General features: G+C 69.8%; 2 protein-coding genes. Both read right to left on the bottom strand.

Going from position 1 to position 13,297, the window contains the following annotated elements:
- Positions 1–2,513: non-ribosomal peptide synthetase (locus tag ACWC94_RS41995; protein WP_450803021.1), on the bottom strand; the 2,513-nt coding region annotated here is incomplete at its 3' end.
- Positions 2,510–13,288, bottom strand: a complete 10,779-nt coding sequence (locus ACWC94_RS41990; RefSeq protein ID WP_450803019.1) for an amino acid adenylation domain-containing protein — start codon at positions 13,286–13,288, stop codon at positions 2,510–2,512. The genes ACWC94_RS41995 and ACWC94_RS41990, both read right to left, overlap by 4 nt.
- Between the last annotated feature and the right edge of the window lie 9 nt (positions 13,289–13,297).

The raw sequence follows: 13,297 nt of genomic DNA, 5'->3' as shown, positions 1-13,297 counted from the left end.
TCGCCGGGGCCCCCGAAGGGGTTGGCGACGAAGCGTTCGGCTGTCAGGCCGGGGCGGTTGAGGTAGCCGCGGGCCAGGCCGGTGCCCGCCAGGTAGAGTTCGCCGGCTACGCCGACTGGTACCGGGGTGAGTTCGGTGTCCAGGACGTATGCCTGGGTGTTGGCTATGGGGTGGCCGATGGGGGGTGTGACGGTGGTGTCGTTGTTGTGGGTGAACCAGGCGGTGGCGTAGACGGTGGCTTCGGTGGGTCCGTAGATGTTGGCGATGCGGCAGTCGGGGAGTGCGGTGCGGATGTCGGTGACTGCTTGTGCTGAGAGTGCTTCGCCGGCGAGTACCACGGTTGTGGCTTGGACTGTCAGGTTGGACTGTCCGATGACTTGGGCGAGGGCTGAGGGGACGGCGCTGATGAGGCTTCCTGTCCAGGTGCGGCCGAGTAGGGCCAGGACGTCCTGGACGACCTCGAGTGAGCCGCCGGATACCAGGGGGGTGAAGATCTCGAAGACGGAGACGTCGAAGCTGAGGGAGGTGGCTGCCAGGACCTTGGACAGCTGGTCCTGGTCGAAGGTGGTGACCGCCCATGACAGGAGGTCGGCGACGCTTTCCTGTGCGACGACGACGCCCTTGGGGGTGCCGGTGGAGCCGGAGGTGTAGATGACGTAGGCCGGGGACTGCGGGAGCAGGACGCCATGACGCTCACCCGGGTCCACGTCCGCTGCCGGCAGTTGCGCGAGCTCGCCGGTCACCGCCGGATCGTCGAGCAGCACACGGGCCACGCCGTCCGGGAGCCCGGAGGCGACCTCCTCGGTGCTCACCATCAGCACCGGGCCGGCGTCCCGCACCATGAAGGCCAGGCGCTCCGCCGGATACTCCACGTCCAGGGGCAGATAGGCGGCACCCGACTTCAGCACCGCCAGGACGGCGACGATCATCTCGGCCGAGCGGGGTACGGCGAGTGCGACCAGTTGTCCGGGTCCGGCGCCGTGGTTGATCAGCAGGCGTGCCAGGCGGTTGGCCTGTTCGTTGAGTTCGGCGTACGACAGCTCGGTGGTGCCGAAGACGACCGCGGGTGCGTCGGGTGTGGCGCGTACCTGTGCCTCGAAGGCGTCGGAGAGCACTCCGGGTACCACCGTGTCCCGGCTCGTGTCGTTCCACTGGAGCAGGAGTTGGTCGCGCTCGGCCGCGGAGAGGACGTTCACTGCCCCGATCCGCAGGTCGGGTTCGGTGACGACCTGTTCCAGGACCCGTACCAGTCGTTCGACCAGGGACTCGATGGTGCCGCGGTCGAAGAGGTCCGTGCTGAACTCCACGAAACCTTCCAGGCCGGACGGGGTGCCCGTGCCGGAGGTCCGCTCCCGCAGGTTGAAGAAGAGGTCGAAGCGTGACGTCCCGGTGCCCACCGGTTCGATGCGGCTGTCCAGCCCGGGCAGGGCGAACGCGCCCTGCGGGGTGTTCTGCAGCGCCAGCATGACCTGGAACAGGGGGTGGTGGGAGAGCGAGCGGGTGGGGTTGAGAGCCTCCACCAGGTGCTCGAAGGGGACGTCCTGGTGGGCGTAGGCGGCGAGGTCCGTCTCACGGACGCGGGCGAGGAGCTCGCGGAACGTCGGGTCGCCGGAGACGTCGGTGCGCAGGACGAGGGTGTTGACGAAGAATCCGACGAGGTCGTCGAGTGCTTCGTCCATGCGGCCGGCGATGGGGGAGCCCAGGGGGATGTCGGAGCCGGCGCCCAGGCGCTTGAGCAGGACCGCGAGTCCGGCCTGCAGCACCATGAACACACTCGCCCCGCACTGCCGGGCTAGCGCCACGACCCTGCCGTGCAGCTCGGGGCTGATCGTCAGGGGGAGCGCGTCACCCGCGTAACTGGCCACCGCCGCACGCGGGCGGTCCACCGGGAGCTCCAACTGCTCCGGAATGCCCTCCAACGCCTCGGCCCAGTAGCGGAGTTGGCTGCTGACCAGGCTGTCGGGGTCCTTCTCGTCCCCGAGCAACTCCTGCTGCCACAGGGTGTAGTCCACGTACTGCACCGGAAGCTCGGTCCAGCCGGGCGTCCGGCCCTCCACCCGTGCCGCGTACGCCTCGCCCACGTCCCGCGACAGCGGTGCGAAGGACCATCCGTCAGCGGCGATGTGGTTGAGCACCAGCAGCAGCACGTGCTCGGTCGGCGACAGAACGAACAGCGTCACCCGCAGCGGGAGGTCGCTCGCCAGGTCGAAGCCCTCGGCGGCGGCGTCGGCCAGCTTCGCCTGCAGCTCGTCCTCCGTCGTCGGCACCACCGACAACCCGACGCCGGCCTCGGCGACGCCCAGCACCTTCTGCTGCGGCACCCCGTCCACTTCGGGGAAGACCGTCCGCAGACTCTCGTGGCGTTCGACCACGTCCGTGAGAGCCAGCCGCAGGGCTGCCCGGTCCAGGGTTCCCGACAGGCGCATGGCCAACGGAATGTTGTAGGTCGCGCTGACCCCTTCGAGGCGATGCAGAAACCACATCCGGCGTTGCGCGAACGAGAGCGGAATCATCGAGTCTCCCCCGGCCTCTGCATGCGACGCAGCTTTGGCCTCTGTGTCTTTCCAGTGTTTTTCAGCGAACCGGCCAGCCCGGCGACGGTCGGGGCATCAAAAATGCTGCCGATCGAGATCTCCACGCCGAGTGCGGCCCGCACCCGACTGATCAGGCGCGTCGCGAGCAGCGAATGACCGCCCAGCTCGAAGAAGCTGTCATCGATACCGACCCGAGGCAGCCCGAGCACTTCGGCGAACAGGTCGCACAGCGTCTCTTCCTGCGGCGTGCGCGGGCCGCGCCCGGTGACCTGTCCGGCGAAGTCCGGCGCGGGCAGGGCCCGGCGGTCGAGCTTTCCGTTCGGCGTCAACGGCAGCGAATCCAGGCTCACCACCGCGGACGGCACCATGTATTCCGGCAACACCTGGGGAAGCTCCCGGCGCAGCGAGGTGATGAGCGCCGCCGTCTGGCGTTGAGCCGCGGGATCGTTGGTCAGGCGGGCACCGTCCGCCGCCTGCCGCCCGGCACCGGGCAGATAGACATCGGTGAGCGCGGTCCCGTCGTCCTGGGCGCGGTGGAGGAGCACGTCGAACGACCCGTCGGAGCCGGTGTCCGACCACGTCGTCACGACCTCGTAACCCCATTCCGCGCCAAGGGCATGGAACGATTCGGGGTCCCAGCCGGTAGTGCCGGGATCGGCGGCACGCCGACGTACCTCCGCGATCGATTCCTCCGCATCGATCGCGTGCAGCAGGGAGACCTCGTGCGCCAGCCGCTGGTTGGCGACGCCGGTGACACGCAGGGCGGCGGGGCACCGCTGCCTCACATACCGTGCCAGCTCGTCCGTACCGGAGACGTCGCGGCCCCAGCGCAGCGACTCGGTCTGCGCGAAGGAAACGGTTGCCGGTGCCTGCTTGTGCACGATGACGTCATAGCGGTGCCGGGTCAGCTCATTGTGGTGCTCGCCCCGTTTGATGCGAATGTCCACCGCGTTCACGTCGTCGAACCGGTCACGCACATGTGTGAAGAAGGCCGGTGACGCCAGGAGTTCCTTTTCGTCCGACACCGCGCGGCTGACGGCAAGGCGCACAGCGGAAACGTCCTCCGCGTTCTCCGAACGGGCCATGTGCACGGCGGCCTGGAAGCTGCGGACCAGATTCAGATTCCGTACGTCGCCGATGAACAGCCGGCCGCCGGGCTTGAGCAGTCGAAGGGCGTTCTCCACCACTGTGAGCAGATAGGAGCTGCCGGGGAAGTACTGCATCACCGAGTTGATGACGACCGTGTCGAAGTACTCCACCGGCAGGCCGCCCGTTGCGTCGGCGGGCTGGCACAGCAGGTGCACGCGGTCGGCGATGTCCGGTTGCTGTGCGACGTCCGACCGCAGCTTCTCGACGACGGTGGACGAGAAGTCGCTTCCCCAGTACTCCGCGCAGTGTCCGGCGAGCTTCGCCAGCAACAGGCCGCTGCCCACACCCAGTTCCAGAACGCGTCGCGGCTTCAGCGACAGGATGCGGTCGACGGTCGCGTCGCGCCAGGCGCGCATCTGCTCGAGAGGAATGGGCTGTCCGTCGTAACTGCTGACCCATCCGGTGAAGTCGTCACCAAAACCGACAGCGTCCTGGGACTCCGCGTAAATGGAGTCGTAGACCTGCTGCCATTCGTCGACCTGTTCCCCTTCCACCCGGTCGTCCGACTGCGCCGCATCCGTCTTCGGTACGACGTAGGCGACGATGCGTTGGTCGCCGGGGCGGTCCTCGCGGACGATGACCGCTGCCTGGGCGATGTCCTCGTGGGTGGTCAGTGCGGCTTCGATCTCGCCGAGTTCGATGCGGAAGCCGCGGACCTTGACTTGGGAGTCGGCGCGGCCGAGGTATTCGAGTTCACCGTTGGTGTTCCAGCGGACGAGGTCGCCGGTGCGGTACATCCGCTCGCCGGGGCCACCGAAGGGGTTGGCGACGAAGCGTTCGGCTGTCAGGCCGGGGCGGTTGAGGTAGCCGCGGGCCAGGCCGGTGCCTGCCAGGTACAGTTCGCCGGCTACGCCGACCGGTACCGGAGCCAGAGCGGTGTCCAGGACGTATGCCTGGGTGTTGGCTATGGGGTGGCCGATGGGGGGTGTGACGGTGGTGTCGTTGTTGTGGGTGAACCAGGCGGTGGCGTAGACGGTGGCTTCGGTGGGTCCGTAGATGTTGGCGATGCGGCAGTCGGGGAGTGCGGTGCGGATGTCGGTGACTGCTTGTGCTGAGAGTGCTTCGCCGGCGAGTACCACGGTTGTGGCTTGGACTGTCAGGTTGGACTGTCCGATGACTTGGGCGAGGGCTGAGGGGACGGCGCTGATGAGGCTTCCTGTCCAGGTGCGGCCGAGTAGGGCCAGGACGTCCTGGACGACCTCGAGTGAGCCGCCGGATACCAGGGGGGTGAAGATCTCGAAGACGGAGACGTCGAAGCTGAGGGAGGTGGCTGCCAGGACCTTGGACAGCTGGTTCTGGTCGAAGGTGGTGACCGCCCATGACAGGAGGTCGGCGACGCTTTCCTGTGCGACGACGACGCCCTTGGGGGTGCCGGTGGAGCCGGAGGTGTAGATGACGTAGGCCGGGGACTGCGGGAGCAGGACGCCATGACGCTCACCCGGGTCCACGTCCGCTGCCGGCAGTTGCGCGAGCTCTCCGGTCACCGCCGGATCGTCGAGCAGCACACGGGCGACACCCTCCGGCAGGCGGTCGGCCGCAGCGGCGGTCGTCACCATCAGCACCGGGCTCGCGTCCCGCACCATGAACGCCAGGCGTTCGGCGGGATAGTCGAGATCGAGGGGCAGGTAGGCGGCGCCGCTCTTGAGGACCGCCAGGACGGCGACGATCATCTCGGCCGAGCGGGGTACGGCGAGTGCGACCAGTTGTCCGGGTCCGGCGCCGTGGTTGATCAGCAGGCGTGCCAGGCGGTTGGCCTGTTCGTTGAGTTCGGCGTACGACAGCTCGGTGGTGCCGAAGACGACCGCGGGTGCGTCGGGTGTGGCGCGTACCTGTGCCTCGAAGGCGTCGGAGAGCACTCCGGGTACCACCGTGTCCCGGCTCGTGTCGTTCCACTGGAGCACGAGTTGGTCGCGCTCGGCCGCGGAGAGGACGTTCACTGCCCCGATCCGCAGGTCGGGTTCGGTGACGACCTGTTCCAGGACCCGTACCAGTCGTTCGACCAGGGACTCGATGGTGCTGCGGTCGAAGAGGTCCGTGCTGAACTCCACGAAACCTTCCAGGCCGGACGGGGTGCCCGTGCCGGAGGTCCGCTCCCGCAGGTTGAAGAAGAGGTCGAAGCGTGACGTCCCGGTGCCCACCGGTTCGATGCGGCTGTCCAGCCCGGGCAGGGCGAACGCGCCCTGCGGGGTGTTCTGCAGCGCCAGCATGACCTGGAACAGGGGGTGGTGGGACAGCGACCGGGTGGGGTTGAGGACCTCCACCAGGTGCTCGAAGGGGACGTCCTGGTGGGCGTAGGCGGCGAGGTCCGTCTCACGGACGCGGGCGAGGAGCTCGCGGAACGTCGGGTCGCCGGAGACGTCGGTGCGCAGGACGAGGGTGTTGACGAAGAATCCGACGAGGTCGTCGAGTGCCTCGTCCATGCGGCCGGCGATGGGGGAGCCCAGGGGGATGTCGGAGCCGGCGCCCAGGCGCTTGAGCAGGACCGCGAGTCCGGCCTGCAGCACCATGAACACACTCGCCCCGCACTGCCGGGCGAGCGCCACGACCCTGCCGTGCAACTCCGCGCTCATCTCGATGTCGATGAGGTCACCCCGGTACGTGGCCACCGCCGGACGCGGACGGTCCACCGGAACGTCCAACCGCTCGGGGACGTTCGCCAGGGTCGTCTTCCAGTAGTCGACCTGTCGGCTGATGACGCTCTCGGGATCGTCCTCGCGTCCCAGCAACTCCTGCTGCCACAGCGTGTAGTCCACGTACTGCACCGGAAGCTCGGTCCAGCCGGGCGTCCGGCCTTCCACCCGTGCCGCGTACGCCTCGGCCACGTCCCGCGACAGGGGGCGCAACGACCAGCCGTCGCCCGCGATGTGGTGCAGCACCAGTACCAGGACGTGCTCGGTCGGCGACAGAACGAACAACGTCACCCGCAGCGGGAGGCTGCTCGCCAGGTCGAAGCCCTCGGCGGCGGCGTCGGACAGCTTCGCCTGCAGCTCGTCCTCCGTCGTCGGCACCACCGTCAGCTCGACGCGGGCCTCGGCGACGCCCAGCACCTTCTGCCGCGGCACCCCGTCCACTTCGGGGAAGACCGTCCGCAGACTCTCGTGGCGTGTGAGCACGTCGGTGAGTCCGGACTGCAGGGCGGCGCGGTCCAGCTCCCCGGTCAGCCGGATCGCCATCGGCATGTTGTAGGTCGCGCTCGGCCCTTCGAGGCGGTGCAGGAACCACAACCGCCGCTGTGCGAACGACAACGGTGCCGTCTCCGGCCGTTCGACGGCCGCCCGCAGTGCCTTCCTGGCCGTACGGGCCTGCGGCAGCCGCTGCACCAGGGCAGCGACCGTCGGTGCCTCGAACACCGCGCGCACGGACAGTTCCACGCCCAGGACGGATCGCACCCGGCTGACCAGGCGGGTCGCCAGCAGCGAATGACCGCCCAGCTCGAAGAAGCTGTCCCCCACGCCGACCTGGTCCACACCGAGCACCTCGGCGAAGACGCCGCACAGGATCTCCTCCTGCGGCGTCCGCGGGGCCTGTCCCGAGAGGGAGACGTCCAGGGCCGGGGCAGGGAGTGCCCGCCGGTCCACCTTGCCGCTGGGGGTCAGCGGCAAGGCGTCCAGGCTGACCACCGCCGACGGCACCATGTAGTCCGGGAGCAGCTCCGCCAGCCGCCGACGCAGCGCGGGCGCCTCCACGACAGCACCGGACGCCGGCACCGCATAGGCGACGACCCGCCGGTCACCGGGACGGTCCTCGCGCACCACCACCGCGGCCTGCGCCACCGCCTCCTGGGCCGTCAGCGCCGCCTCCACCTCACCCAGCTCGATCCGGAAGCCCCGGATCTTCACCTGGGAGTCGGCGCGGCCGAGGTATTCGAGTTGGCCGTCGGTGTTCCAGCGGACGAGGTCGCCGGTGCGGTACATCCGCTCGCCGGGGCCACCGAAGGGGTTGGCGACGAAGCGTTCGGCTGTCAGCCCGGGACGGTTGAGGTAGCCGCGGGCCAGGGCCGTGCCGGCCAGGTACAGTTCGCCGGTCACTCCGGTCGGTACCGGGGTCAGTCCGTCGTCCAGGACGTATGCCTGCGTGTTCCAGATGGGCCCGCCGATCGGCGCCGTCGCCCCCAGACCCGACAGTTCGCCCGGCAGGGTGTACGTGGTGACGACATGCGTCTCCGCGGGGCCGTAGTGGTTGTAGAGGGTGCGGTCCGGGCGTGCGGAGAAGAACTCCCGTACCGCGGGACTCAGCAGGAGGGCTTCGCCGGCCTGAGCGACATGGCGGAGGTCGGGGAGTGTGCGGTCCTGTTCCAGTGCCGCCTGGCACACGGCTTCGACCATGACGGTGGGTGCGTACAGTTCCTGGATCCGGTGTTCTTCGAGCCAGTGGACGAACCGGGTCGCGTCGCGTCGTACGTCGGCGTCGGGGACCACCAGTCGCTTCCCTGATCCCAGGGTCTCCAGGATCTCCTGTGCCGAGACGTCGAAGCTGATCGCGGTGAACTGTGCCACCGAGGCTCCCGGTTCACCGCCGATGGACGTCATGTGCCAGGCGATCAGGTTGGCCAGCGCGCCCACGGTCATCACGACGCCCTTGGGGGTGCCGGTGGAGCCGGAGGTGTAGATGACGTACGCCGGGGACTGGGGGAGGACGATGCCACGACGCTCACCCGGGTCCACGTCCGCTGCCGGCAGTTGCGCGAGTTCGCCGGTCACCGCCGGGTCGTCCAGCAGCACGCGGGCGACACCCTCCGGCAGGCGGTCGGCCGCCGCGGCGGTCGTCACCATCAGCACCGGGCTCGCGTCCCGCACCATGAAGGCGAGGCGCTCCGCCGGATACTCCACGTCCAGGGGCAGATAGGCGGCGCCGGTCTTGAGGACCGCCAGCACGGCGACGATCAGTTCGGCCGAGCGGGGTACGGCCAGCGCGACCAGCTGCTCGGGTCCGGCGCCCCGGGCGATCAGCAGGCGTGCCAGACGGTTGGCCCGCTCGTTCAGCTCGCGGTACGACAGCTCGGTGGCGTCGAAGACCAGTGCCGGTGCGTCGGGCGTGGCGCGCACCTGCGCCTCGAAGGCGTCGGAGAGCACACCGGGTACCACCGTGTCCCGGCTCGTGTCGTTCCACTGCACCACCAGCCGGTCACGCTCGGCCGCGGAGAGGACGTCCACTGCCCCGATCCGCAGGTCGGGTTCGGTGACGACCTGTTCCAGGACCCGTACCAGTCGTTCGACCAGGGACTCGATGGTGCCGCGGTCGAAGAGGTCCGTGCTGTATTCCACGAAGCCCTCGAGCCCGGACGGTGCACCCGCACCGGAGATCCGCTCGTCGATGCTGAACAGCAGGTCGAAGCGGGAGGTGCCCGTCCCGACCGGTGTGCTCTTCGCCGTCACGCCGGGCAGGGACAGCTCGCCCGTCTTCGCGCTCTGGAAGGCCAGCATGACCTGGAACAGGGGGTGGTGGGACAGCGAGCGGGTGGGGTTGAGGGCCTCCACCAGGTGCTCGAAGGGGACGTCCTGGTGGGCGTAGGCGGCGAGGTCCGTCTCACGGACGCGGGCGAGGAGCTCGCGGAAGGACGGGTCGCCGGAGACGTCGGTGCGCAGGACGAGGGTGTTGACGAAGAATCCGACGAGGTCGTCGAGTGCTTCGTCCGTCCGGCCGGCGATGGGGGAGCCCAGGGGGATGTCGGAGCCGGCGCCCAGGCGCTTGAGCAGGACCGCGAGTCCGGCCTGCAGCACCATGAACACACTCGCCCCGCACTGCCGGGCGAGCGCCACGACCCTGCCGTGCAGCTCGGGGCTGATCGTCAGGGGGAGCGCGTCACCCGCGTAACTGGCCACCGCCGCACGCGGGCGGTCCACCGGGAGCTCCAACTGCTCCGGAATGCCCTCCAACGCCTCGGCCCAGTAGCGGAGTTGGCTGCTGACCAGGCTGTCGGGGTCCTTCTCGTCCCCGAGCAACTCCTGCTGCCACAGGGTGTAGTCCACGTACTGCACCGGAAGCTCGGTCCAGCCGGGCGTCCGGCCCTCCACCCGTGCCGCGTACGCCTCGCCCACGTCCCGCAGCGCGGGGCCGAGCGAGCCGCCGTCACCGGCGATGTGGTGCATCAGCAGAAGCAGCACGTACTCGTGCGACGACAGCTCGAACAACGTCGCGCGCAGGGGGCTCTCGGCGGTCAGGTCGAACGGGCGGGCCGCTGCCTCGGCGATGCCCCGCTCCAAGTCCGCCTCGGTGGTGGTGACGACGGGGAGGTCGGGGTCCACGGTCTCCAGTACCCGCTGGTACGGCACGCCGTCGGCTTCCCCGAAGACCGTGCGCAGGGTCTCGTGGCGTTGGATGACGTCGTGGAGGGCTGCTTGGAGGGCGGTGTGGTCGAGGTGTCCGGTCAGCCGGATCGCCATGGGCATGTTGTAGGTGGCGCTGGGTCCTTCGAGGCGGTGCAGGAACCACAGGCGTCGTTGGGCGAAGGACAGGGGTACCCGTTCCGGGCGGTCGGCCGTGGCTCGCAGGGCCGGGCGGGTGCCGGTGTCGGACAGCCGCTCGGCCAGGCCTGCGACGGTGGGGGTTTCGAACACGGCGCGTACGGAGAGTTCGACGCCCAGGACGGATCGCACGCGGCTGACCAGGCGGGTGGCCAGCAGGGAGTGCCCACCCAGCTCGAAGAAGCTGTCGTCGACACCCACCCGGCCGACCCCGAGGACCTCGGCGAAGATGGCGGACAGGGCCTCTTCCTGTGGCGTCCGTGGGGCCCGCCCGGTGCGGGAGACGTCAACGGACGGCTCGGGAAGCGCCCGCCTGTCGAGCTTCCCGCTGGCGGTCAACGGCAGCGCGTCCAGGGCGACGACCGCCGAGGGCACCATGTATTCGGGCAGCACCTGCGCCAACCGCCGTTGCACAGCGGAGGGTTCCACCACGCCGCCGGTGGTGGGTACGGCGTAGGCGACGATGCGCTGGTCGCCGGGGCGGTCCTCGCGGACGACGACCGCTGCCTGGGCGATGTCCTCGTGGGTGGTCAGTGCGGCTTCGATCTCGCCGAGTTCGATGCGGAAGCCGCGGACCTTGACCTGGGAGTCGGCCCGTCCGAGGTATTCGAGCTCACCGTTGGTGTTCCAGCGGACGAGGTCGCCGGTGCGGTACATCCGCTCGCCGGGGCCACCGAAGGGGTTGGCGACGAAGCGTTCCGCCGTCAGCCCCGGACGGTTGAGGTAGCCGCGGGCCAGGCCGGTGCCCGCCAGGTACAGTTCGCCGGCCACACCCACCGGTACCGGAGCCAGAGCGGCGTCCAGCACGAACACCCGCGTGTTCCAGATCGGTCGGCCGATCGGGGGGTGGGCCTCGCCGGTCCCTTCCTGCGGAGCACAGGCATGGTGGGTGACGTCGACCGATGCCTCGGTCGGACCGTAGAGGTTGTGCAGCGGAATGTTCAGGGTCGCCTGGAAGGACCGGGTGAGGTCGGCGGTCAGGGCCTCACCGCTGCAGATCACCCGCCGCAGGCTCGCGCAGGCCGCGGCCGCCGGCTCGGCCAGGAAGGCGCGCAGCATCGAGGGCACGAAGTGCGTGGTCGTGACCTGCTGCTTCTCGATGACGTCGGCGAGGTACGCCGGGTCCTTGTGGCCCCCGGGTCGCGCGACGACGAGACCGGCGCCCGCGATCAGCGGCCAGAAGAACTCCCAGACGGACACGTCGAAACTCGACGGAGTCTTCTGCAGCACCCGGTCGTCGCCGGTGAGGCCGTACTGCTCCTGCATCCACAGCAGCCGGTTGACGATTCCCTCGTGGGGAACCATGACGCCCTTCGGGCGGCCGGTGGAACCCGAGGTGTAGATGACGTAGGCGGGGTGCCGCGGCAGCAGACGCGGGGCGCGCCGGACGGACTCCGGCTCTTCCGCCGCGTCGTCCGCCGTCCGGGCCAGGCCGTCCCGGGTCTCGGGGCCGTCCAGCACGATCCGCTCCGGTAGGGCGTCGGTTCCGGCCAGGAGGGCGGACGTCTCCTCGGTGACGAGCAGGAGGACCGGCTGTGCGTCGCCGAGCACGAACCCGGTGCGCTCGGACGGGTCGTCGGGATCGATCGGCAGGTAGGCCGCACCGGACTTCAGCACCGCCAGGAGGGCGACGATCAGGTCGACGGAGCGGGGGACGGCAACCGCGACCACGGCCTCGGGACCCGCACCGCGGCGCGTCAGCAGGGCCGCCAGCCGGTCCGCCCGTGCGAACAGCTCCGCGTACGTCAGCTCACTGCCTTCGAAGACCACGGCCGTGCGGTCGGGTGTCCGTTCCGCCTGAGCCTGGAGAAGGTCCGTGAGCGTACGCGTGTGCTCGGCCGTCTCGTGGGTGGTGGCGTTCCACTCCGCCAGGATCTGGTGGCGGGCCGGGGCCGTCAGGACGTCGAGGGTCCGCAGCGGCCGGTCCGCGTGGTGGACGGCCTCCGCCAGGAACTGGTGCAGGTGCGCCGCGATGCGCCGCGCGGTGTCCTGGTCGAAGAGGTCGGCGCTGTATTCGATCCGGCAGTCGATGCCGGCGGGGCTGCCGTCGTCGAGGTGCCGTTCGCTGTAGGAGACGGAGAGGCTGAACTTCGCCGTCCCCGTGCCGAGCGGACGCAGGCTGGACGTGAGGCCGGGCAGCTCGACCAGTCCCGCGTCGACGTCCTCCGCCGCGAGCAGCACCTGGAACAGCGGGTGGTGCGAGAGCGACCGCGCCGGGCTGAGGACCTCCACCAGGTGCTCGAAGGGCACGTCCTGGTGGGCGTAGGCGGCCAGGTCCGTCTCACGGACCCGGGCGAGCAGCTCACGGAACGACGGATCGCCCGACACGTCGGTGCGCAGCACCAACGTGTTGACGAACACGCCCACCAGGTCGTCGAGGGCCTGGTCGGTGCGGCCGGCGATCGGGGAGCCGATCGGGATGTCCGTACCCGCGCCGAGCTTGTGCAGCAGGGCGGCGAGCGCGGCCTGCACGACCATGAACACGGTCGCGCCGGTCTCGCGCGCAAGCGCGATCACCGACCGGTGCACATCCGCTCCGAGCGCGAAGGGCACCACGCCACCGGCGTAGGTGGCCACGGCGGGGTACGGGCGGTCCGCGGGCAGGTTCAGCCGCTCGGGAACCCCCGCCAGGGCGTCCCGCCAGTAGGCGACCTGCCGGCTGATGACGCTGTCCGGCTCGTCGACGTCACCGAGGAGCCGCTGCTGCCACAGCACGTAGTCCGCGTACTGCACGGGCAGCTCGGCGGGCCACTCGACGGGCCGGTCCGCGGCACGCGCCGTGTACGCCCGTCCCAGGTCCTCGGCGAGCGGGGCGATGGACCAGCCGTCGGCGGCGATGTGGTGCAGCACCAGCGCCAGAACATGCTCGGTGGGAGACACCTCCAGCAGGGTGACGTGCAGGGGGATCTCGTCGGCCAGGTCGAAGGTGTGGGTGGCGAGGCGCTCCAACCGCCCGGCGAGCTCGGCCTCGGTGGTGGTGACGACGGGGAGGTCGGGTTCCACGGTCTCCAGTACCCGCTGGTACGGCACGCCGTCGGCTTCCCCGAAGACCGTGCGCAGGGTCTCGTGGCGTTGGATGACGTCGTGGAGGGCTGCTTGGAGGGCGGTGTGGTCGAGGTGTCCGGTCAGCCGGATCGCCATGGGCATGTT

This window comes from Streptomyces sp. NPDC001135, from assembly GCF_053598395.1.
The sequence above is the reverse complement of the archived record's forward strand: the minus strand, read 5'-3'. Positions and strand labels throughout refer to the sequence as shown.